This is a genomic window from Alsobacter sp. R-9, from assembly GCF_054612375.1.
In genome coordinates, this window is record NZ_JBTSWJ010000005.1 from 223,771 (window position 1) to 246,023 (window position 22,253).

Consider the following 22,253-nt stretch of genomic DNA (forward strand, 5'->3'; position numbering starts at 1 on the left):
CCCATGAAGCTTCTCATCACCGGCGGGAGCGGCGGCGTCGGCCGCAAGCTGCGCAAGGAATTCGCCGGCGAATTCGACCTCATCCGAATCCTCGACCGCGTGACGCCCGACGACCTGCGCCCGGGCGAGGAGATGGTCGTCGGCGAGATCGCCTCGATGGCCGACGTCTCCGCCGCGATGGAGGGGATGGACGCCGTCATCCATCTCGCCGCGATGCCGGTGGAGGGCGCGTGGGAGGATATCCTCCAGTCCAACATCATCGGCACCTGGAACGTCTACGAGGCGGCCTATCGCAAGGGGACGAAGCGGGTGATCTTCGGGTCGTCGAACCACGCCGTCGGGTTCTACACGCGCACCGACAAGATCGACGTGAACGCGATCTGCCGCCCCGACAGCCGCTACGGGCTGAGCAAGTGCTGGGGCGAGGACGTGGGCTCGCTCTATGCCGACAAGTACGGCGTGAAGAGCATGCACATCCGCATCGGCAACGCCTTCGACCTGCCGGCCAGCGAGCGCGCGCTCGCCATCTGGATCAGCGCGCGCGACCTCGCCCAGCTGGTCCGGATCGGCCTCACGCATCCGGCGATCCACAACACGATCGTCTTCGGCGTCTCCAACAACTCGCGCTGCTGGTACGACAACGCGGCGGCGCTGGCGCTCGGCTACAAGCCCCAGGACAGCGCCGACGACCACGTGGCCCACGCCATGGAGGCGGAGAAGTCCGTGAAGCTCGACGCGGTCGGCAAGTACTACCAGGGCGGGCCGTTCTGCTCCATCGAATACGACGGCGCCCCCGTTCCCGGCGCCTGACCCGCGCAGCGCGACCGGTGCCGGGCGCCCCGCACCGACGAGACCACCGCCACCCGTCCGAGGACCCGCCATGCGCATCGCCGACGTCCGCGTCACCCCCATCGCCTTCCGCGACCCGCCCTTGCTCAACGTCGCCGGCGTCCACGAGCCGTGGGCGCTGCGCTCGATCATCGAGGTCGAGCTCGACGACGGACGGATCGGGCTCGGCGAGAGCTACGGCGACCTCGAGACGCTCGGCAACATGGCGAAGGTGCAACCGAGCCTTGTCGGGCTGTCGCCGTTCGACCTGAACGGGCTGACCCGCTGCGTCTACGCGGCGGTGGGCGGCGACCCTGACACCGGCGCGACGTTCCCGCCGAAGGGCGACAAGGCCCGCGCCTCGGCGCTGGCCGCCTTCGAGGTGGCGTTCCTCGACCTGCAGGGCCAGGTCCTCGGCCTTCCGCTGTACGAGGTGCTGGGCGGGGCGGTACGCGACCGCGTCCCCTACTCCGCCTATCTCTTCTACAAGTTCGAACGCCACAAGGACGACCCCGGCTACCCCGCCGACGACTGGGGCGAGGTGCTCACGCATGACCAGATGGTCGGCGAGGCCCGCCGGATGGTGGAGGAGTACGGGTTCGGCTCGATCAAGCTGAAGGGCGGCGTGTTCGAGCCCGACTTCGAGATCGAGACGCTGCGCGCGCTGCGCCGCGCCTTCCCGTCGGCGCCGTTGCGGATCGACCCGAACGGCGGGTGGAGCGTTGCGACCACGCGCCGCGTGATGCCCCAGCTCGCCGAGAACGGCCTGCTCGAGTACCTCGAGGATCCCTGCGGCACGCTGGAGGAGATGGGCGAGGTCGCCGCCTTCGCGCCCATGCCGCTCGCGACCAACATGGTGACGATCGCCTTCGGGCACATTCCGAAGTCGGTCAGGCTCAATTCCGTGCAGGTGGTGCTGTCGGACCACCACTACTGGGGCGGGCTGCGCGCCACGCAGCACCTCGCCATGATCGGCCGCACCTTCGGCCTCGGCATCTCGATGCATTCGAACTCGCACATGGGAATCAGCCTGGCGGCGATGACCCACGTGGGCGCCACCATCCCCAACCTCCGATACGCCTGCGACACGCACTACCCGTGGCAGGAGGACGAGGTGATCGAGGGCGGAAAGCTCGCCATCGCCGACGGCTGCGTGGCCCTGCCGAAGGGTCCCGGCCTCGGCGTGCGGCTGGACAGGACGGCGCTCGCGGCACTGCACCGGAACTACCTCGAGTGCGGCATCCGGGTCCGCGACGACGCCAAGGAGATGCGCAAGTATCGCCCCGACTGGGATTCCACCCGGCCCCGCTTCTGAGCCCGCCTCCCGCGGCTCGGTCCCCCTGCCCGCCGCCCGCCCGACGCCTTCGCGGAGACCCCGATGCCCATCCACCCCGAAGCCCGCGCGCTGATGGCCATGATCGCGGCGTGGCAGGAGACGCAGGGCCTCCCGCCGCGCGCGGAACAGACGCTCGCCCTGCAGCGCGACGTCGGACGCCGCATGGCGGCCATCCGGCGGCGCGGCCCGGTCGAACCGATGGCGGCCATCGAGGAGCTGGCGTTGCCGACCCGGGGCGGGCCCCGGCGCGCCCGGCTCTACCGGCCGCCCGGAGGCCCCGGGCGCTTCACGCTCGTCTACATCCACGGCGGCGGGTACGTGGTGGGAGGCATCGACGACACGGAGCACGAGTGCCGACGGCTCGCGGCGTCGCTCGGGGTCGACGTGGTGGCGATCAGCTACCGGCTGGCGCCGGAACATCCGTGGCCGGCGGGGTTCGACGATGCCGAGGACGCGGTCCGGGCGCTGGCGTCCGGGGCCATTCCCGGTCTCGCGCCGCGATTCGTGCTCGCGGGCGTCAGCGCCGGGGCGGGACTGGCGGCCGCCGCCACGCGGCGCCTCGTCACGGCCGGGGAGAGCCCGGTCGCGCTGCTGGTGCTGATGAGCCCGTGGCTCGACATGACGATGACGTTGCCGGCGACCGAGCTTTTCGCGCGCGGCTACATGCTGGAGCGCGACTCGCTGGTGGGCTTCTGCCGGGTGACGATCCCGCCCGACGTCGCGGCGGACCATCCCGAGCTTTCGGCCGCGCGGCACCCGGTGCCGGCCGGATGGCCGCCGACGATGCTGTTTGCGGCGGAGTGCGATCCGCTGGTCGACGACACCGCGCTCTTTGCGCGCCGCCTCGCCGAGGCCGGCGTGGAGCACGACGTGCGTTTCGTGCCGGGAATGCTGCACGGCTTCCATGGCTGGTGGGACCACCTGCCGGCGATCGCCCCCGACATCGCGTGGCTCGACGCGACGATCGGGCGGCGGATGGGCCTCTGAGGCGCCTCAGGCGTCTTCGTCGGCCGCGATCCGCGAGCGCCGGCGGCGGCGCGTCCGGGCCGGGCGCTGGCTTCGTCCCAGCCCGCCCTGCGTGTACCAGGTCATGATGAGGTGCCGCAGCTCCGCCGCCACGCGGGGCTGACCCTCGCGCTCGATCGCGTCCACGCCGAGCAGGACCAAGCCCAGGATGTGGTCCCGCGTCCAGGCGCCCGGGGCGCCGGCCGGAGTCCTGCCCGGCCGGACCGCGCGCCGCTCGTCCAGAACCTGTTCCATCTCGTGTCTCCCTTGTTGCAGTGCGACAAGAATGCTGCCGCCCGCCGCGCGCCGCACCGGCCGCTCCTCCATGGCGGGCGCGACGGGGCGGGGACGCCGTGGCGCCGGCGCCCCGGCGAATCCGACGATGCGGGCCTGCCGCGCCCGGTGAAGCCTCTGGTCCACGGACAACCCGAACCGGAGACCACCGCCATGATCCTCAAGCTCCATGCCTTCGAGCTGGCGCAGCGCCCCGACCTCGCCGAGCAGATGTTCCGGCTGCGGGCCAGGGTGTTCCACGACCGGTTGCGCTGGGACGTCTGCGTGCAGGACGGCCTCGAGCGCGACGTCTACGACGACTGCGATCCGCTCTACGTGCTCTCGGTCGACGAGGACACCGGCGTCGTCCGCGGGGCGGCACGCCTGCTGCCGACGACGGGCCGCCACATGATGCGGGACATCTTCAACGGCTTCTTCGACGAGCCGTTCGAGATCGAGAGCCCGCTGATCTGGGAGTGCACCCGGTTCGGCGTGCTGCCCGACCTGGGCTCCGAAGGCGGCGCCGCCGGCCTCAACGTCGCCACCTGCGAGCTCCTGACCGGCGTGTGCGAGGCGGCCCTGGTCTCCGGCGTCACCCAGATCCTCGGCGTCTCGGAGATCCCGATGCTGCGGATCTACCGGCGCTCCGGCTGGATCCCGGAAGTGATCGGCCGCTCGGCCCGACCCGGCAGCGTGCCGGTGTTCGCGGGGCTCTGGGACGTGTCGCCCGAGGTCGGCCGCATGCTGCGCCACCGCTCCGGGCTCCCCGCGGCCGACGCGGCCGCGCTTTCGATGGCGGCGTGACCATGGGCCAGCACATGCGCGCTCCGCCCGCCGCGCGGCTCGGCGACGAGATCGTCGGCGCCCCGACCCCCTCGCGGGACCTCTTCCTCCGCGCGGTCGCGATGTGCCGCCGCGATCCCGCCGATTGCCCCGTCCCGCTGGTGCGGGCCCTCGACTCGGAGGCGTGGGTCGACGCGGCGCTGGTGCTGCTCGACCATTCGCTGCCCGGCACGGCCCACATGGCGGGGCGCCTGCCGGACGGTTCCGCCCACGTGCGGCTGATGCTGCAGTGCGGTCCGAGGAAGGTGGCTCCCCTCGACACGTTCCGCGAGGACGGCGACATCGCGCTGGCCCTGCTCGAGGCGATCGTCAGGGCCGTCGAAACGCCGCTGCATTGATCTACCTGAAGTTGTGCCGCGTCGATCTTCGTTGACGCGGCCCTTTTCGTGATTCACGCTGGCGCATTGTTCTTTCCTTTCCATTGGAACAACGTGATTTCAGGGGCGATCATGTTTCCAGGGGCCAGCACACCCGAGCTGATCGAGCGCATCGACCGAGCGAAAAGCATCACGAATCTTCGTGTTGCGCTGCTCGACTTTCTGCCGCGGCTGGACATTCAGCACGCCGCCTATTGCGGGGTGCCGCCGCTGGAGGAGAGCGACACGGGGGAGTGGATCGTGCTCGTCACGTATCCCGACTCGTGGGTGCGGCACTACACGCAGCACGATTACTTCCGGGAGGATCCGGTCATCCAGACGGCCATGAAGCAGATCATGCCGATCGACTGGAGCGACCTCAGCCTCGCCAACCCCACGAGCCGCCGGATCATCGAGGAGGCGGCCGAGTTCGGGATCGGGCGGCAGGGGCTCGCCTTTCCGATCCGCGGCCCGAGCGGAGACTTCGCCCTGTTCAACGTCACGGCCGACTGCGACGACGCCAGTTGGGCGCGGCTGAAGGAAAAGCGGACCGGAGAGTGGATGACGCTGGGCCACTACATCCACCGGCGGCTGCTGGAGATCGCCGGCACGAAGATGACGGGGGGCGTGGCGAAGCTGTCACCACGCGAACGGGAGACGCTGCAGCTCACCGCGAGCGGGCTCACGTCGGACGAGGTGGCCGAGCGGATGGAGATCTCGGAGCGCGTGGTGCGCGCCCACCTGCAGACCTGCCGCTACAAGTTGAACGCCCTCAACACGACGCACGCGGTGGCACGGGCCGTGAAACTGGGCCTGATCCACAGCTGAGGCGCCTGGGCGGCGCGGGTTGCGCGCGCCGCGGCGTCAGGCGCGCAGCGGTTCGCCGAAGCGGGCGATCGGAGCGCCGGGGACGTCCACCTCGAACCGCAGCAGGGTGCCGGGCTCCTTCGGCCCGAGCCGGTCGGTGGTGAGCGAGGTGACGTAGAGCGTCTTCAGGTCGGGACCGCCGAAGCACGGCATCGTCGGCGCGGCCACGGGCAGCACGACCTTTCGGTCGATCCTGCCGTCCGGCGCGATGCGGTTGAGGACGCCGGCCGAGACGCCGGCCGACCAGTAGAAGCCCTCCGCGTCGCAGGCGGCGCCATCGGGGCGGCCGTCCTCCTCCTCCATCACGCGGATGGTGCGGCGGTTGGCGATGGCGCCGGACACCGAATCGAAATCCCACGTGTCGATGAACCTCTGCCGGCTGTCCGAGTGGAACATCGTGCGTTCGTCGGGGGTCCAGGCGAGGCCGTTGGAAACGGTCAGGCCGGTGATGATGCGGTCACAACTCCCGGTGGTGTCGATGCGGTAGAGGGAGGCCGTCGCCTCCTTCTGCGGGCGGTCGTCCATGCTGCCGACGTAGAAGCGGCCGTCCGGGCCGACCTTTCCGTCGTTGAGGCGATTGATCGGCAGGTCGGGCTCGGGCCGGCAGATGAGCGTGAGCGCGCCGGTGCGGGGGTCGAACCAGTGGACGCCGTCCCTCAACGCCACCACCAGCCGCCCGTCCGTGCCGAGCCCGAAGCTGCCGATGGCGCTCGGCATGGGGAAGCGCGTGATCGCGCCGCTCGCCACGTCGAGGCGGAAGAGCGCGGGCGCGGGGATGTCGACGAACCAGAGCGCGTTGTCCTGCGCCGACCAGGTCGGCCCTTCGCCGCAGCCGAGCGGGATGTCGGTCAGCTTGGTGACAGCGGGGGTGTCGGTGCGCATCGGCGTCCTCCGTGGCCCTTCGCCGCGGCGAAGGGGGTCTTTGACTCTTCTGAGATTTGATATATCAAGTTTCTCCGGCACCGCAATCCGTCGGGGGACGTCGCGGTGCCACCGGCGACCTTCGCGCGGCACGGGGCTCCGTGACAACGGTTCCCGCAGGTCTCGCGGAGCCGCAGCGCCCGGCGCGTGGATCAACGCAGCCGGGTCTGTCGGTCGTCCCCGCGATGCAGGAACGGCACTTGCGCCCGCGTCTCGAACCCGTCGACCCGGCCTACCTGAAGGGGCTGCGCGAGCACGTCCACGAGACGCTGCGGCGCGCCATCATCGCCGGCGACATCCCCTCGGGCACGGTGCTCAACGAACGGAAGGTCGCGACCGAGCTCGGGGTCAGCACGACGCCGCTCAAGGAGGCCTTGCGACGCCTCGAGGGCGAGGGGCTCGTCCTCACGGAGCCGCGGCGCGGGGTGCGTGTCACCTTCGACGCGGAGCAGGCGCACGAGATGGCGCTGGCCCGCGCCGCGCTGGAAGGGATGATCGCCCGCACCGCCGCCGAGCGGATCGACGACGCCGGCGTCGCGACCCTGCGCGGAACGGTCGCGCAGATGGCCGAGGCGACGGCGACCGGCGACACCGAGCGGCTCGTCGTGCTCAACGAGGCGTTCCACGACGCCATCCATGCCATTTCGCGCTGCCGCTACCTGCAGCGCATCCTCGTCGGGCAGCGCGTCTACGTGCACACCGCCCGCATCCTCATCCTCAGCGACGCCGCCGAGCGGGCCCGCGCCCTCGCCGAGCACACCGCCATCTGCGAGGCGCTGGCACGCCGCGATGCCGACGCCGCCGAGCGGGCGATGCGCGAGCACGTCGTGCGCTCCGCCCAGGAACACGTCAGAACCGCCTTCGAACGCCGCAGGGAGACTGCCCCATGACCGCTTCATCCATTCGCGCCGCCCTGGGCGGCATCTCTGGCGTGCATGTCACGCCCTACGGCGTCGATGGCCTGATCAACACGACGCTACTCGGCAAGGTCATCGACCGGATCGCCGTGGCCGGCATCCACAACATCGTGTCGGCCGGCAACACCGGCGAGTACTACGCGCTGACGCCCGACGAGGTGCGCCTCGTCCACGACACGGCGATCGAGGCCAATGCGGGCCGCTCGAAGCTGACGGCGGCCGTCGGCCGCTCGCTCAAGGAGGCCGTCGAACTCGGCAGGCGGGCCAAGGCGCAGGGTGCGGACGCCATCATGGCGCACCAGCCGATGGATCCGTTCGCGGCGCCGCAGTCCCAGGCGGCCTATTTCCGCACCATCGCCGACGAGGTCGACCTGCCCCTCGTCGCCTATGTCCGCTCCGATGCCATGAGCCTGAAGGACCTGCTCGGCATCGCCAACCATCCCAACGTCGCGGGCGTGAAGTTCGCCACGACGAACCTGATGATGCTGGCGGAGGCGATCCGCGCCTCCGGCCCCGGCACGGCGCTGTGGGTCTGCGGCCTCGCCGAGGGCTGGGCCGCGCCGTTCTACGCGGTGGGCGCGCGCGGCTTCACGTCGGGCCTCGTCAACGTCGACCCGGCGCGGTCGCTGGCCATCCACGCCGCCCTCGAATCGGGCTATCTCGACCGGGTGCGCGACCTCGTGTCGACCATCGCGCGCTTCGAGACGATGCGCACGAAGTTCGGCAACGGCGCCAACGTGACCGTGGTGAAGGAGGCGCTCTCGCTGATCGGCTTCCCGGTCGGCCCGGTGCGCCTGCCCGGCCTGCCGGCGCTCGACGACGAAGACCGCGCCATTCTCGCCGACGTGCTGCGCGGCTGGGGCCTCCTCCCCTCCCGCGCCGCCGCCGAGTAAACTGACGACGCCTTCCCGAAGACCCGCAAGAAAACACCGGAAACGCCCGCCATGACCGCCCGCAAGAAGACCCCCGAAACGCTGCGCAGCCACCGCTGGTTCGGCGCCTCCGACCTGCGCGCCTTCGGCCACCGCTCGCGCACGTTGCAGATGGGCTACCGCTACGAGGACTTCGTGGGGCGGCCGGTCATCGGCCTCATCAACACGTGGAGCGACATCAATCCCTGCCACACGCATCTTCGCCAGCGCGCGGAGGAGGCGAAGCGGGGCGTCTGGCAGGCGGGCGGCTTCCCGATCGAGCTGCCGGCGATGTCGCTTGCCGAGGTCATGGTGAAGCCCACCACCATGCTCTACCGAAACTTCCTTGCGATGGAGACGGAGGAGCTGCTGCGCTCGCACCCCATCGACGGGGCGATCCTGCTCGGCGGCTGCGACAAGACCACGCCCGGCCTGCTGATGGGCGCGATCAGCATGGACATCCCGGCCATCTTCCTGCCCGCCGGCCCGCTGCTGCGCGGCAACTGGGGCGGCAAGGTGCTCGGCTCGGGATCCGACGTCTGGAAGTACTGGGCCGAGAAGCAGGCCGGGCGCATCACCGAGAAGGACTGGCAGGAGATGGAATCGGGCATCGCCCGCTCCTTCGGCACCTGTATGACGATGGGCACCGCCTCCACCATGGCGGGCATCGTCGAGGCGATGGGCATGATGCTGCCCGGCGCCGGCTCGATCCCCGCCGCCGACAGCGGCCACTCGCGCATGGCGATGGACTGCGGCAGCCGCATCGTCGACATGGTGTGGGAGGACCTGCGCCCGAAGCAGATTCTCACCCGCAACTCGTTCCACAACGCCATCGTGGCGCTGATGGCGATGGCCGGCTCCACCAACGGCATCATCCACGTGCTGGCCATGGCCCGTCGTGCCGGGATCAACCTCACGCTCGACGATTTCGAGGCGCTGTCGAACGAGGTCGGCGTCATCGCCAACCTGCGGCCGTCGGGCGAGTGGCTGATGGAGGACTTCCACTACGCCGGCGGCTTCAAGGCCTTCTTCAAGACGCTGGCGCCGCACCTGAAGCTCGACGAACTGACGGTGACCGGCAGGACGATGGGCGAGAACCTCGCCGACGCGAAGGTGTGGAACGACGACGTCATCCGGCCGCTCGACAAGCCCATCGCCAAGGGCGGCGGCATCGCCGTGTTGCGCGGCAACCTGGCGCCCAAGGGTTGCATCATCAAGCCGACCGCCGCCGAGCCGCGCCTGCTGAAGCACACCGGGCCCGCCATCGTCTTCGACAGCTACGACGACATGTCGAAGGCGGTGAACGACGAGACCCTGGACGTCACGCCGGACCACGTGATGGTGCTGCGCAACGCCGGCCCGGTCGGCGGCCCCGGCATGCCGGAATGGGGCATGCTGCCGATCCCCAAGGTGCTGCTGAAGCAGGGCGTGCGCGACATGGTGCGCATCTCCGACGCGCGCATGAGCGGCACCAGCTACGGCGCCTGCATCCTGCACGTGGCGCCCGAGGCCTATGTCGGTGGACCGCTGGCGGCGGTGCGAAACGGCGACATGATCACGGTCGACGTCGCGGCCCGCACGATCCGCCTCGAGATCTCGGACGAGGAGCTCGCCACCCGCCTCGCCGCCTTCAAGCCGAAGCCCCGGCCCGAGATGCGCGGCTACGTGAAGCTGCACGCGGCGCACGTGAAGCAGGCCGACGAGGGCTGCGACTACGACTTCCTCGAGGGCACCGACCCGCTGCCGGAGCCGGAGATCCACTGAGGGGCGGCGAAGGTTCGCCTCTCTCCGTCATCCCCGGCCGGAGCGGCCATGCCGCGGAGGGGAAGGGGACCCAGACGGCCTTCGGCACGGTCCGCCACAATGAATCCCCTTCCCGACCGGCTTCGCCGGTCGCCGGGGATGACGGCGCAGGCATTTCGTGGAGGGCGTAGCGCTCCCGCCTCACATCTCCAGGTCGAAGACGAGGATCCCGTCGATGCCCCCCTCGGCGACGGCGACGAGGGCGGCGCCGGCCTTCTGGTGCTCCGGATGGGGCAGGTACGCGTCGCGCGCCGCCGCGTCGGCGAAGTCGACGACGAAGCCCATCGCGTAGCCGCGACCAAGGCCTTCCGGGCTGACGTCCGGACCGTGCCGCACGTCGAGGATTCCCGGGATGACGCCCTTCAGCGCCGCCACCTTCTCCATGGCGGCGGATACGTCCCGTGCGGTGGCGGAGGCCGACGGGCGGATGAGGACGACGTGCCGGATCATGCCGCGACCTTCCGGAGCAGGGCGGGGATGTCGCGAACGGTGAGGTAGCGCGGCGTGGCGTCCTCCTCCACGGCGGCGGCCGGCGGCAGGGCGGGGATGAAGTGGTTGTCGGTGGCGTCGTCGTTGACGAGCGACACCTCGCCGGCCAGCACGGTGCCGCCCTCGGCCCAGAAGGCGTGGGCGACGAAGGGATCGAGCTGGATGCTCTCGCCCGGCTCGAGCACCACGCGGCCGCGCGGCGGAACGCGCACGACCGCGACGTCCTTCACGACGTCGATCGGCTCGTCCTTCGGCCGGCCCGTTTCGTCGACCGCCAGCAGCTCGACGACGAAGCGCCCGCCGCCGCGGTTGATGATGTCCTCGGTCTTGACCACGTGGTAGTGCAGCGGGGTCACCTGCCCGTCCTGCGCGATCAGCACCTTCTCGCCGTAGAGCTTGCCGCTGCGGCTGCCGACCAGCGACGGCTCGCCCATGCGCAGCGTGAAGACGGTGAGACCGTGCGTGGCGAAGCGGCCCGGCTCGAACTCCGCGATGGCCCAGCCGAGCCCGCACGCCGCCATGCGGCGCAGCGCATCGGGCTCCTCGAGCGCGTCCTGCGGCGACCAGTGGGCGAAGGGCGGCAGCACGGTGCCGAACCGCCGGCAGGCCTCGCGGCCCCGGTCGATGATGCGATCGATGTCGCTGCGGCGCATGGCGGTCTCCGTTCAGGCGGTCTGGAGGGCGCGACCGGGGTCGAGCGCGTTGGGCAGGGTGGCGAGGAGCGGCGCGCGGCCGCGGATGATGTCCGAGCCCTTCTCGCCGATCATCACGGTCGGAGCATTGGTGTTGGACGACACGAGCAGCGGCATCACCGAACTGTCGCACACGCGCAACCCTTCCAAGCCGCGGACCTTCAGATCGGTTCCCACCACCGCCATGCGGTCCGTGCCCATCTTGCAGGTCCCGGCCGGATGGTGGTCGGTCTTGCAGGAGCGGAAGGCGTAGCGGGCGAGGTCCTCGTCGCTGTCGTGGCCCGGGCCGGGCAGGCGCTCGGCCAGGATGAACGGCGCGAGCGCCGGCTGCTGCATGATCTCGCGCGCCATCCTGAGGCCGGCGAGTCCGATCTCCCGGTCGTAGGGGTCCGACCAGTAGTTGGGGTCGATGAGCGGCATCGCCGTCGGGTCGGCGCTGGCGAGCCGCACCGTGCCGCGCGAGCGCGGGCGCAGGAACGCGGTGTTGAGCGTGACACCGGCGTTCTTCAGCTTCGCCACGCCGGCCTCGATGCCGGAGCCGAGGCCGAGGTGGAACTGGATGTCGGGGGAGCGGGCATTGCGGTCCGCGTACCAGAAGCCGCCCGTCTCGAACAATGTCGACGCCACCGGGCCCTTGCGGAACAGCAGGTACTGCAGCCCCGCCCAGGCGCTGCGGTGCGGCCGGGCATAGCCGTCATAGGTGTGGTCGCCCGTGCACTCGGCGATGACGTAGAGGTCGAGGTGGTCCTGCAGGTTGCTGCCGACACCCGGCAGATCGTGGACCACCGGCACGCCGACGGCGCGCAGGTGGTCCGCGGGGCCGATGCCCGACAGCTGCAGCAGCCGCGGCGAGCCGATGGCACCCGACGAGACGATGACCTCGCGGTCGGCCCGCACCGTCTCGGTGCCGGCGCCGGCCGCCAGCTCGACGCCGATGGCGCGGCCCTTCTCGACGACGACCCGCAGCACCTGCGCGTCGGTGCGCACCGTCAGGTTGGCGCGGTCGCGGATCGGCCTTAGGTAGGCCACCGCCGCCGAGGAGCGGCGGGCGTTCCGCACGGTCACCTGGTAGTGGCCGATGCCACTCTGGCGGGCGCCGTTGAAGTCGGGGTTGTAGGGGATGCCGTACTCCTGCGCGGCGCGCAGGAAGGCCTCGCTGATCGGCAGCGGGTTGATCGGCACGCTCACCCCGATGGGCCCGCCCGTGCCATGGTAGGCGTCGGCGAACCGCTGGTTGTCCTCGGCCCGGCGGAAGTAGGGCAGCACGTCGCGGTAGCCCCAGCCTTCGCAGCCGGCCTCGGTGACCCAGGCGTCGTAGTCCTTCGCGTTGCCGCGGGTGTAGATCTGCGCGTTGATGGACGAGCCGCCGCCGACGACGCGGGCCTGCGTGTACCAGAGCACGCGGCCGTCGAGGTGCTTCTGCGGCACGGTCGACCAGCCCCAGCTGGCGATGCCCTTGGTCATCTTGGCGAAGCCGGCCGGCATGTGGAACAGGGGGTGCGTGTCGCGCCCGCCAGCCTCCAGCAGCAGGACCTTCACCTCCGGGTCCTCGGACAGCCGGTGCGCGAGCGCGCAGCCCGCGGGTCCGGCGCCGCAGATGATGTAGTCATAGGCCATCGGGGTCTCCCCGCCTGGGATCTTCGTTGCGCATCATCGTCTTCCGCGAGACGGGTCCACCTGGCGGGATGATGCCCTAGAGCCGCGGCAGGCTGAGCCCGCCGTCGACGTTGACGATGCTGCCTGTGGCGAAGGAAAGCCGCCCGGAGGCGAGCGCCGCCACCGTGGCCGCCACGTCCTCCGGCTCGCCCCACCGCCCCGCCGGGACGAGGCCGTCCGCGATGCGCGCGTCGTAGCGGCCGGCGACCGGCGCGGTCATGGGCGTGCGGATGATGCCGGGCCGCACCTCGAACACGGAGATGCCCTCCGGCGCGAGGCGCAGCGCGAGGGCCTTCACCGCCATCGAGAGGCCGGCCTTGGAGATGCAGTAGTCCGTGCGCTCCGGCGAGGCGAGCTCGGCCGAGACGGAGGTGATCGTGATGACGCTGCGCGGATGACCGGCGTGGCCGTGCGACATCATCTCCCGCAGGCAGGCCTGGGTGAAGAACAGCGTGCCGCGCAGGTTGACGCCCATCACCGTGTCGAAGTTCTCGGGCGTGAGGTCGAGAAGGTCGCCGCGCTGGGGGGCGCCGATGCCGGCGTTGTTGACGAGGCAGTCCAGCCGGCCGAAGCGCGAGACGATGGCGCGCGCGGTCGAGCGATGGCCTTCCACATCGGCGAGGTCGAAGGTGAGGAGGTGCACGGCGGCGCCGCGTTCGCGCACCGCGGCCTCGACCGACTCGGCGTCGGCATCGCCGGTCTTCAGCAACGGCAGGGCGAGGTCGTAGCCCGCGGCCGCGAGCTCCAGCGCGACGGCCCGGCCGATGCCGCGGCCCGCGCCGGTGACGACGGCGACGGGCCGGCTCACGACGCGGCCTCCGCGGTGACGGCGAGGCCGGTGCCCGCCGCCCCGCGCAGGTGGGCGGCGACCCGAAGGGCCTGCGCGGCGATGGTCAGCGACGGATTCACGGCGGCCGAGGTGGGCAGGAACGAGGCGTCGACTACGTGAAGGTTCGGATGATCGTGGGCGCGGCCGTGGAGGTCGAGCGCCGACGTCGCCGGATCGGTGCCGAAGCGGACCGTGCCGCACTGGTGCGACGGCGTCCGCCGGTCGAACGGCCGGGAGAGCACGATGGGGAAGCCGGCGGCCCGGAACACCTCGCGCATGCGCGCCACGAGCCTGGCGTGGCCGGTCTCGTTGCTGCGCCGCCAGTCGAACACGATGCGCGAGCCGTCGAGGCGCACGCGGCTGTCGGGGTGCGGCAGGTCCTCGCTCATCAGGTACCAGTCGAAGCTCCAGCGGGCGAGGGCGGCGAGCAGCGGGCGCGGCATGCGCGGCAGCTGCGCCTGCAGGATCGGGGTGGTGATCTTTCCCAGCAACTGCACGTTGCCGAGCGGCGGGCCGCCGGCGCCGTCGTCGCAATAGAAGTCATTTAGGCCTAGCGTCTTCTGGTAGACGCTCGGGTTCGGCAGCCGCGGGTCGATGGCGAGCATCGCCGTGCAGTTGTGGTTCATGAAGTGCCGGCCGACGACGCCCGAGCGGTTGGCGAGGCCCGCCGGGCAGGCGTCCGTGGCCGAGGCGAGCAGCAGCACGGCGGAGTTCACGGCGCCCGCCGCCAGCACCACCGTTCCGGCCCGCAGGACCTTTCGCTCGCCGCCCTCCTCCACCTCGACGCCCTCGATGCGCCGGCCGTCCGGCGCGGCGAGGAGGCGCAGGACGCGGACGCCCGTCCGCAGCGACACGCCGGGATCGCGCAGGGCGGCCGCGAGCGCGGCGGTCTCCGCGTCGAGCTTGCCGCCGGTCGTGTCCGGATAGGCGTCCCACGGCGTCGCGCCGCGGGCGAGCCAGCGGTCGAGATCGACCGCGAGCGGCAGCGAGAAGGGGTGCAGCCCCTGCCGGCGCAGCCGCTCGCGGACGGCGGCGACGGGCGCCTCGTCGGGCACGGGCGGATGCGGGTAGGGCGTGGAGCGGGGCGGCTCGGTCGGATCCTGCCCGGCGGCGCCGCGCACCTGGAACAGCCTCTCGGCCGCGGCGTACCACGGTTCGAACTCCGAATAGGGGAGCGGCCAGGCCGGGGACACGCCGTCGGCGTGCTGCACCGCCTCGAAGTCGCGCTCGCGGTAGCGGATCAGCACGGCGCCGTAGAGCTTCGTGTTGCCGCCGACCACGTAGTAGTTGCCGGGGTTGAAGCCGTGGCCCGCGGGGTCGAACCACGTCTCCTTCGGCCGGAAGACGCCGTCGCGGAAGATCGCCGCCGTGTCGCGCGCCTGCGGCGTATCGGGGATGCGGTGGCCGCGCTCGAGGATGGTGACGCGGGCGCCCGACCCCGCCAGCCCGGCGGCGAGCGTCGCGCCGCCCATGCCGGAGCCGATGACGAGGATGTCGGGCGACCCGCTCACGCTCAGATCCTCTGGCCGGTTCCCGGATCGAACAGCACGGCCTTGTCGAGGTTGAAGGCGAAGGGCACGCGGGTCCCGGCCTTCACGTCGGCATCGGCCCGCATGCGCGCCGTCACCTCCTTGCCGGCGATGTGGGTGACGACGAAGGTGTCGGAGCCCGCCGGTTCCACGACCTCGACGTGCGACTCAACGATCTCCAGCGCCCCGGAGTTGCGGTCGGCGCCGTCGCGGTCGGTGATCGCCTCGGGGCGGATGCCGAGGATGACCTTGCGCCCGTCGAGCCCGGTGGAACCCGCCGAGCGCGGCACCGGCAGGCGGATGTCGCCGTCGCCGGCGCGGGTGAGGGAGAGCAGCGTGCGGCCGCCGTCGCTCACCACCTGCGCCTCGATGAGGTTCATCGCCGGGTTGCCCATGAAGTCGGCGACGAAGAGGTTCGCGGGCCGGTTGTAGATCTCGGCCGGCGTGCCGACCTGCTGCAGCGCCCCGTCCTTCAGCACGGCGATCTTGGTGGCGAGCGTCATCGCCTCGATCTGGTCGTGCGTCACGTAGACGATGGTGGCGCCCGTCGTCTGGTGCAGGCGCTTGATCTCGGTGCGCATGTCGACGCGCAGCTTGGCGTCGAGGTTCGACAGCGGCTCGTCGAAGAGGAAGATGCGGGGATTGCGCACCAGCGCCCGGCCCATGGCGACGCGCTGGCGCTGGCCGCCCGAGAGCTGGCTCGGCTTGCGGTCGAGCAGGTGGTCGATCTGCAGCGTCTTGGCGACGCCGGCGATCGCCGCGTCGCGCTCCGCCTTGGGCACGCCGCGCATCTCGAGCGCGAAGCCGATGTTCTGGGCCACCGTCATGTTGGGGTAGAGCGCGTAGCTCTGGAACACCATGGCGATGTCGCGCTTGGACGGGTGCAGCCCGTTGATCGGCGCCCCCTCCACGCGAATTTCGCCCTCGGTGATCGTCTCCAACCCGGCAATGGTGTTGAGCAGCGTGGACTTGCCGCAGCCCGACGGCCCGACCAGCACCAGGAAGCCGCCCTTGTCGAGCGTGATGTCGATGCCCTTGAGGATCTCGACGTTGCCGAAGCGCTTCTTCAGCCCGGCGATCTCGAGGAATGCCATTGTCCGTCCCTCCCGTCCGTCGCTGTCCTCAACCCTTCACCGCGCCCGCCATCAGCCCGCGCACGAAATAGCGGCCGGCCACGATGTAGACGAAGAGGGTGGGAAGGGCGGCGATGATCGCCGCCGCCATGTTGACGTTGTACTCGACGACGCCCGTCGACGTATTGACCACGTTGTTCAGCGCCACCGTCATCGGCATCACGTCGCCCGAGCCCGCATAGGCCGAGGCGAAGAGGAAGTCGTTCCAGATGTTGGTGAACTGGTAGATCACGGTCACCACGAAGATCGGCGCCGAGTTGGGCAGCAGGATCCGCGTGAAGATCTGGAAGAAGCTCGCGCCGTCGACCTGGGCGGCCTTCACCAGTTCGGTCGGGAAGGCCTCGTAGTAGTTGCGGAAGAACAGCGTCGTGAAGCCGAGGCCGTAGACCACGTGGACGAAGACGAGGTTCACCGTGGGGTTGCCGAAGCCGAAGGAGTAGCCGGTCAGGTCGCGCAGCTCGTTGCCGAAGCGGCCCAGCGAGCCGAGGATCGTTGCCATCGGCAGCAGCACGGCCTGGAACGGGATGAAGCAGGCGAAGAGCATCAGCCCGAAGACGAGCTTGTGGCCGCGGAAGCGCCACTTGGTGAGGACGTAGCCGTTCAGCGCGCCCAGCACCGTGGAGATGAGCACCGCCGGAACCACCATCTTGATGGAGTTCCAGAAGTAGCCCTTGATGCCCGCGCAGGTGAGGCCGACGCAGGCCTCTCCCCAGGCCCGCGCCCACGGGTCGAAGGTGGGAGCCTGCGGGAGGGACAGCATGTTGCCGCCCTGGATTTCGTCCATCGTCTTGAAGGACGTGATCAGCATGACGAACAGCGGGATCAGGTAGACCGCCGCGAAGAACAGCAGCAGCCCGTAGATCACGACGCGGTTGAGGACCGAGGCCCCCGCTGCGGGATTGGATGCGGAGGCGGCGCTCATCGACCCTTCTCCTTCAGCTCGGAGTAGAGGTACGGCACGATGATCGCGGTGATCGTCATCAGCATGATCACCGCGCTGGCCGAGCCCACGGCCATCTCGTTGCGCTTGAAGGTGTACTCGTACATGAAGTTCGACGGCAGCCAGGCGGAGCCGCCGGGCCCGCCGGAGGTCAGCGCGACCACGAGGTCGTAGGACTTGATCGCCATGTGTGCGAGCACGATGAACGCAGACAGGAACACCGGCCGCAGCATCGGGATGACGATGCGCCGGTAGAGCTGCACCGTGGTGGCGCCGTCGATCTGCGCCGCCTTCATGATCTCGCCGTCGATGCCGCGCAGGCCGGCGAGGAACATGGCCATCACGAAGCCCGAGGCCTGCCACACGCCGGCGATGACGACGGTGTAGATCACGCGGTCCTTGTTCTTGATCCAGTCGAAGTGGAAGCTCGTCCAGCCCCAGGCGTGGAGCGTCTTCTCGAGGCCGAGGCCCGGGTCCAGGAACCACTTCCACGCCACGCCGGTGACGATGAAGGACAGCGCCATCGGGTAGAGGTAGATCGGCCGCAGCATGCCCTCGCCGCGGATCTTCTGGTCGAGAAGGATCGCGAGCAGGAGGCCGAGCGCGAGGCAGATGCCGATGTAGAGGACGCCGAAGGTGCCGAGGTTGGTGATCGAGGTGTACCAGCTCGACGGCGGGTCGCTCTCGAAGGTCCAGTTCCACAGCCGCTCGTAGGCGCGCGCGCCGGTGAGCGTGTAGTTCGGGAACGTCTTGGAGTTCGTGAACGACAGGTAGATCGTCCACAGGATGAAGCCGTAGACGAAGACGACGACGGCGGCGAAGCTCGGCGCCAGCACGATCTTCGGCAGGGCGTCCTGCAGGCGCTCGCGGATCGACGTCTCGCCCGTGGTGGGCGCCGCCCGCGCCCCTGCGCGGTCTGGCATCGTCGTGATGGTCACGGGTCCCTCCATCGGCATGGCGGGGAAGGTCCCCGCCGCTCGCCCCGCCCCAGCCCGGGGAGGGGACGCCGGCATGCGTCCAGGCTCGATCCTCCATCCGTCCTCCCTTCTGCGGGGAGGCCCGGGGAGCGCGGGGCGGCGGGACCCCGGAAGGCCCCGCCGCCGTCACGTCACTTCGCGTCGTTGATGGCCTTCACCAGCTGCTTCACCGCCTCGTCGGACGTCTTGATCTGGTCGTGGACGAACTTCGTCACGACGTCCTTGTAGGCGTTGGCGACGGCCGGCGGAGCACCGTAGCCCTGGGCGAGCGAGCCGAACAGCGTGCCCTTCTCGTTCGAGGCCTTGAGGTCGCCGATGGCCTTCTTGCCGCAGGCATCGAACTCCGCGTCGGAGACGTCGACGCGCGCCGGCGCCGAACCCTTCACGATGTTGAAGGCGACCTGGAAGCTCTTCGACATCGTCGCCTTGGCAAGCGCCTCCTGGGCGGCCTTGCGGTCGGCCGGCACGTTGAACATGCCGAACATGTCGGAGTTGTAGATCACCGTGCCGTCGGTGCCCGGGAAGCGGTAGCAGAGGTAGTCGGTGCCCGGGGTCTTCTTGGCGGCGACGAACTCGCCCTTGGCCCAGTCGCCCATGACCTGCACGAGGGCGTCGCCCTTGATCACCATGGCGGTGGCCAGGTTCCAGTCACGGCCCGAGAAGTTCGGGTCGACGTAGGTCTTGAGCTTGGCGAGGTTGTCGAACGCCTTCTTCATCGTGTCGGACTTCAGCGCCGACTCGTCGAGGTCGTTGAAGGCCTTCTTGTAGAAGTCGGCGCCGCCCGTCGACAGCACGACGCTGTCGAACATGGTGGCCTCCTGCCAGCTCTGGCCGCCGAGCGCCAGCGGAACGACGCCCGCCGCCTTCGCCTTGTCCAGCAGCTTGACGAGGTCGTCGAAGGTCTTGGGCTCGGTGCCGCCGATCTTGTCCATGACGGACTTGTTGATCCACAGCCAGTTGACCGAGTGGACGTTCACCGGCGCCGCGACCCAGTTGCCCTTGTACATGGCGAACTTCTGGAGCGGCTTCGGAACGGCCGCGTCCCAGCCCTCCGCCTTGGCGACGGCATTGAGGTTGCCCATCACGCCGGCGCCGGCGTAGTCGAGCACCGTGTAGCCGAGCATCTGCGAGGCGGTCGGGTAGTTGCCCGCGGCGACCATGGCCTTGAGCGCGGTCATCGCGGCATCGCCGCCACCGCCGGCCACCGGCACGTCCTTCCAGGCGAAGCCTTCCTTGGCGAGGTCCTGCTTGAGGACGTTCAGCGCGGCCGCCTCGCCGCCCGAGGTCCACCAGTGCAGCATCTGCACTTCCTTCGTCTGCGCCATCGCGGCGCCGCCGAGGACCGTCGTCGCGAGCAGCGCGCCCGCGAGGCTTTTCGTCAGGGTCTTCATGAGTCCAATCCTCCCATTGGGTGGTCATGCCGGATTCGTCCGGCGGCGTTTTCGACTGCTCGGCCCCCGGCACCGGCACGCGCCAGGCGAACCGCGAACGGCAGTGAAATCGACGTCCGGCCCGTCCCGGCCACGACGGCCGGCGGGTCGGCGAAACGGATGCGGAGGGGGCCGAGGGTCATCTCAGCGGCCTCCATAGACGGGCGGGCGCTTCTCGCGGAAGCTCGCGACGCCCTCGGCGCCGTCCTCGGTGAAGGCGGCGAGCGACCCGGCGAGGCCTTCCAGCGTCGCGGCCTCGTCGCCCTCCCCCTCGGCGGCATTGATCAGCTGCTTGGCAATTGCGGTGGCCGCCGGGCCGCGGGCGGCGATGCGCGCCGCGATCTCCCCCGCCCGGGCGAGAGCGCCGCCGGTGGGGACAACCTCGTCGACGAGGCCCATCGCCAGTGCCTGCTCCGCCGTCACGATCTCGCCCGTCAGCGCCAGGCGGCGCACGACGCCGGCGCCGAAGCGGCGGACGAGGCGCTGCGTCCCGGACCAGCCGGGCACCATGGCGATGCCGGTCTCGGGCAGGCCGAACTTGGCCTGCTGCTCGGCGATGCGGATGTCGGCCGTCCCGGCGAGCTCGAGGCCGCCTCCCAGCGCGTGGCCATTGAGGGCGGCGACCAGCGGCACGCGCAGGCGTGCCAGCGCGTCGAAGGCGCGGTGCCCGGCCCGCGTCCAGCTGCGCCACATCTCGAGCGGCGGCAGGCCGCCCCACGCGGCGATGTCGCCGCCGGCGCAGAAGCCCTTGCCCTCGCCGGTCAGGATGGCGACCCGGACGGCCGGGTCCGCCTCGATCCGCGACACGGCGTCCGCCAGCGCGGCGATCATGCCGGCGTCGAGCGCATTCAGCTTCTCGGGGCGCGCCAGCGTGACCGTCGCGCACGCGCCCTCCACCGCGAGGCGGACCGCGTCGCTCATGATGAGCGTCCCTCCCTGAGCCGCAGGCCGACCGGTTCCGGCCTGAAGAGAGCCCCATTCATCACCGACGGCGGCGCCGGGACCAAGAGCGGGAACTCCGCCTGCGCGAGAATGTCGCGCTCGAGATCCACGCCGGGGGCGATCTCGGTGACGACGATCCCGTCGCGGGTGAGCTTCATCACGCAGCGCTCGGTGACGTAGGTGACGTCCTGCCCCTGCGCGACGGCCCGCCGGCCCGAGAAGGACACGTGCTCGACCGCGTTGACGAGCTTCTTCACCTTGCCCTCGCGCCGGATCGACAGGGCGCCGTTCTCGACGGCGAGATCGGCGGCGGCCGAGAAGAAGCCCGAGAACACGATCTTGCGGGCCCGCGCCGTGATGTCGACGAACCCGCCCGCGCCGGCCGTGACGTGCGGGCGCACGCCCAGCTTCGACACGTTGACGCAGCCGTCGCGGTCGATCTGCAGGAAGGAGAGGAGCGAGGCGTCGAAGCCGCCGCCCTGGAAATAGGTGAACTGGTAGGGCGAGGGGACGATGCACTCGGCGTTGGAGGCGCAGCCGAACTGGAAGTCGATGAGCGGCACGCCGCCCACGGCCCCCTGCTCGATGACCCACGTCACGTCGCCGTGGCGGCCCTCCTCGATCAGGATGCGCGGCACGTTGGCCGAGATGCCGAAGCCGATGTTCACCGCGTCGCCGCGGGTGAGTTCCTGCGCGACACGCCGGGCGATGACCTTGGAGACGTCGAAGGCCGGCACCTCGAAGGACGAGAGCGGGCGGAACACCTCGCCGGAGATCGCGGGCTCGTAGACGGTCTGCGTCGTCTGCATCTGGTCGGGCGCGACGACGATGGCGTCGACGAGGATGCCGGGCACGAGCACGTCGTGCGGCTTGAGCGTTCCCGCCTGGGCGAGGCGCTTCACCTGCGCGATGACGATGCCGCCGTTGTTGCGGACGGCCAGCGCCTGGTCGAGCGGGCCGAGATAGCCGCCCTCGTGCTCGTAGCTGAGGTTGCCGCGCTCGTCGGCGGTCGTGGCGCGGATGATAGCGACCTGCGGGACGATGGCCGGGAAGAAGAGCCACGTGTCGCCGGCGAACTCCACCTTGCTGACGACGGGCTCGGCCGCGGCGCGGGCGTTCATCGCGCAGCCCTCGCGATCGGGATCGACGAAGGTGTCCATGCCGACCTTGGTCAGCACGCCCGGCCGGTGCGCCGCCGCCTCGCGGTGCATGTCGAAGAGGATGCCGGAGGGAATGTTGTAGGCCGGGATGGCGTTGCCGGTGACCATCTGCCAGATGGCCGGCGGGGTCGCCGAGGAGGGGCCGGACGGGTAGGAGCCGGCCAGGACCTTCTTCAGCATGCCCTCGCGGGCAATGTGGTCGATGCCCTTGATGCCCCACATGTCGCCGGCCGCGATGGGGTGGAGCGTGGTCAGGTCGCGGGGATGGCCGCTCGCCTCGAAGCGGCGGCCGAGGGCGGCGAGCACGGCGTCCGGGCAGCCGAGGCCGGAGGAGGACGACACGGTGACGACGGCGCCGTCCGGCACTAGCGCGGCGGCCTCGTCGGCGGTCATGATGCAGGGGAAAGCCATCGGGA

The 22,253-nt window shown here is 70.5% G+C and carries 22 protein-coding genes; 9 read left to right on the forward strand and 13 right to left on the reverse strand.

Annotated features, from left to right (window positions below):
- Positions 1-3: 3 nt before the first annotated feature.
- The 3 genes from ACX9GQ_RS10635 (at position 4) to ACX9GQ_RS10645 (ending at position 3,151) form a co-directional block, all read left to right on the forward strand.
- Positions 4-810: an NAD-dependent epimerase/dehydratase family protein gene (locus ACX9GQ_RS10635; RefSeq protein ID WP_459629504.1), complete on the forward strand. Its 807-nt coding sequence runs from the start codon at positions 4-6 to the stop codon at positions 808-810.
- A gap of 70 nt (positions 811-880) precedes the next feature.
- Positions 881-2,143 carry a glucarate dehydratase family protein gene (locus ACX9GQ_RS10640; RefSeq protein ID WP_459629505.1) on the forward strand — a complete coding sequence of 421 codons (1,263 nt, stop codon included), beginning with the start codon at positions 881-883 and terminating at the stop codon, positions 2,141-2,143.
- Between the two features lie 63 nt (positions 2,144-2,206).
- Positions 2,207-3,151: an alpha/beta hydrolase fold domain-containing protein gene (locus ACX9GQ_RS10645; RefSeq protein WP_459629506.1), complete on the forward strand. Its 945-nt coding sequence runs from the start codon at positions 2,207-2,209 to the stop codon at positions 3,149-3,151.
- A gap of 6 nt (positions 3,152-3,157) precedes the next feature.
- Here ACX9GQ_RS10645 and ACX9GQ_RS10650 read toward each other — a convergent pair whose 3' ends face one another.
- Positions 3,158-3,424, reverse strand: a complete 267-nt coding sequence (locus tag ACX9GQ_RS10650; RefSeq protein WP_459629507.1) for a hypothetical protein — start codon at positions 3,422-3,424, stop codon at positions 3,158-3,160.
- Positions 3,425-3,616: 192 nt separating this feature from the next.
- Here ACX9GQ_RS10650 and ACX9GQ_RS10655 point away from each other — a divergent pair, with 192 nt between their 5' ends.
- The 3 genes from ACX9GQ_RS10655 (at position 3,617) to ACX9GQ_RS10665 (ending at position 5,469) form a co-directional block, all read left to right on the forward strand.
- Positions 3,617-4,246 carry an acyl-homoserine-lactone synthase gene (locus ACX9GQ_RS10655; protein ID WP_459629508.1) on the forward strand — a complete coding sequence of 210 codons (630 nt, stop codon included), beginning with the start codon at positions 3,617-3,619 and terminating at the stop codon, positions 4,244-4,246.
- Positions 4,243-4,623 (forward strand): hypothetical protein, encoded by a 381-nt coding sequence (locus tag ACX9GQ_RS10660; RefSeq protein WP_459629509.1) that lies wholly within the window; start codon positions 4,243-4,245, stop codon positions 4,621-4,623. Before ACX9GQ_RS10655 ends, ACX9GQ_RS10660 begins: the two co-directional genes overlap by 4 nt.
- 111 nt (positions 4,624-4,734) lie before the next feature.
- On the forward strand, positions 4,735-5,469 hold the full coding sequence (locus tag ACX9GQ_RS10665) for a helix-turn-helix transcriptional regulator (protein WP_459629510.1): 735 nt from the start codon (positions 4,735-4,737) through the stop codon (positions 5,467-5,469).
- Between the two features lie 36 nt (positions 5,470-5,505).
- On the opposite strand, the gene ACX9GQ_RS10670 is transcribed toward ACX9GQ_RS10665, so the two are convergent.
- Positions 5,506-6,390 carry an SMP-30/gluconolactonase/LRE family protein gene (locus tag ACX9GQ_RS10670; RefSeq protein WP_459629511.1) on the reverse strand — a complete coding sequence of 295 codons (885 nt, stop codon included), beginning with the start codon at positions 6,388-6,390 and terminating at the stop codon, positions 5,506-5,508.
- 239 nt (positions 6,391-6,629) lie between these two features.
- On the opposite strand from ACX9GQ_RS10670, the gene ACX9GQ_RS10675 reads away from it, so the two are divergent.
- From ACX9GQ_RS10675 to araD, 3 genes are read left to right on the forward strand one after another with little or no spacing between them, the layout of a single operon-like run.
- Positions 6,630-7,319: a GntR family transcriptional regulator gene (locus tag ACX9GQ_RS10675; RefSeq protein WP_459629512.1), complete on the forward strand. Its 690-nt coding sequence runs from the start codon at positions 6,630-6,632 to the stop codon at positions 7,317-7,319.
- On the forward strand, positions 7,316-8,239 hold the full coding sequence (locus ACX9GQ_RS10680) for a dihydrodipicolinate synthase family protein (RefSeq protein ID WP_459629513.1): 924 nt from the start codon (positions 7,316-7,318) through the stop codon (positions 8,237-8,239). The genes ACX9GQ_RS10675 and ACX9GQ_RS10680 overlap by 4 nt, the downstream gene beginning before the upstream one ends.
- A 51-nt stretch (positions 8,240-8,290) precedes the next feature.
- On the forward strand, positions 8,291-10,021 hold the full coding sequence (gene araD / locus ACX9GQ_RS10685; RefSeq protein ID WP_459629514.1) for an L-arabinonate dehydratase: 1,731 nt from the start codon (positions 8,291-8,293) through the stop codon (positions 10,019-10,021).
- 180 nt (positions 10,022-10,201) lie between these two features.
- Here araD and ACX9GQ_RS10690 read toward each other — a convergent pair whose 3' ends face one another.
- The 11 genes from ACX9GQ_RS10690 to ACX9GQ_RS10740 form a co-directional block, all read right to left on the reverse strand.
- A complete protein-coding gene (locus ACX9GQ_RS10690) occupies positions 10,202-10,510 on the reverse strand; it encodes a Dabb family protein (RefSeq protein ID WP_459629515.1) in 309 nt (102 codons plus the stop codon).
- Entirely contained in the window at positions 10,507-11,202 is a 696-nt protein-coding gene (locus tag ACX9GQ_RS10695) for a D-lyxose/D-mannose family sugar isomerase (RefSeq protein WP_459629516.1), read from the reverse strand. The genes ACX9GQ_RS10690 and ACX9GQ_RS10695 overlap by 4 nt, the downstream gene beginning before the upstream one ends.
- A gap of 12 nt (positions 11,203-11,214) precedes the next feature.
- Complete coding sequence (locus tag ACX9GQ_RS10700) at positions 11,215-12,858, reverse strand: GMC family oxidoreductase (protein ID WP_459629517.1); 1,644 nt, start codon at positions 12,856-12,858, stop codon at positions 11,215-11,217.
- Positions 12,859-12,934: 76 nt separating this feature from the next.
- The gene (locus tag ACX9GQ_RS10705; RefSeq protein ID WP_459629518.1) at positions 12,935-13,705 is read right to left on the reverse strand and encodes a 3-ketoacyl-ACP reductase; all 771 of its coding nucleotides are present in this window, start codon (positions 13,703-13,705) and stop codon (positions 12,935-12,937) included.
- Positions 13,702-15,237 (reverse strand): FAD-dependent oxidoreductase, encoded by a 1,536-nt coding sequence (locus ACX9GQ_RS10710; protein WP_459629519.1) that lies wholly within the window; start codon positions 15,235-15,237, stop codon positions 13,702-13,704. The genes ACX9GQ_RS10705 and ACX9GQ_RS10710 overlap by 4 nt, the downstream gene beginning before the upstream one ends.
- 2 nt (positions 15,238-15,239) lie before the next feature.
- Positions 15,240-16,349 carry an ABC transporter ATP-binding protein gene (locus tag ACX9GQ_RS10715; protein WP_459629520.1) on the reverse strand — a complete coding sequence of 370 codons (1,110 nt, stop codon included), beginning with the start codon at positions 16,347-16,349 and terminating at the stop codon, positions 15,240-15,242.
- A gap of 28 nt (positions 16,350-16,377) precedes the next feature.
- Positions 16,378-17,310, reverse strand: coding sequence for a carbohydrate ABC transporter permease (locus ACX9GQ_RS10720; protein ID WP_459629521.1), 933 nt, complete (start codon positions 17,308-17,310; stop codon positions 16,378-16,380).
- Complete coding sequence (locus tag ACX9GQ_RS10725; protein ID WP_459629596.1) at positions 17,307-18,251, reverse strand: carbohydrate ABC transporter permease; 945 nt, start codon at positions 18,249-18,251, stop codon at positions 17,307-17,309. Before ACX9GQ_RS10725 ends, ACX9GQ_RS10720 begins: the two co-directional genes overlap by 4 nt.
- 185 nt (positions 18,252-18,436) lie before the next feature.
- Positions 18,437-19,630, reverse strand: coding sequence for an ABC transporter substrate-binding protein (locus ACX9GQ_RS10730; protein ID WP_459629597.1), 1,194 nt, complete (start codon positions 19,628-19,630; stop codon positions 18,437-18,439).
- Positions 19,631-19,879: 249 nt separating this feature from the next.
- The gene (locus ACX9GQ_RS10735; RefSeq protein ID WP_459629522.1) at positions 19,880-20,656 is read right to left on the reverse strand and encodes an enoyl-CoA hydratase/isomerase family protein; all 777 of its coding nucleotides are present in this window, start codon (positions 20,654-20,656) and stop codon (positions 19,880-19,882) included.
- Positions 20,653-22,248: an acyl CoA:acetate/3-ketoacid CoA transferase gene (locus tag ACX9GQ_RS10740; protein WP_459629523.1), complete on the reverse strand. Its 1,596-nt coding sequence runs from the start codon at positions 22,246-22,248 to the stop codon at positions 20,653-20,655. The genes ACX9GQ_RS10735 and ACX9GQ_RS10740 overlap by 4 nt, the downstream gene beginning before the upstream one ends.
- Positions 22,249-22,253: the final 5 nt, after the last annotated feature.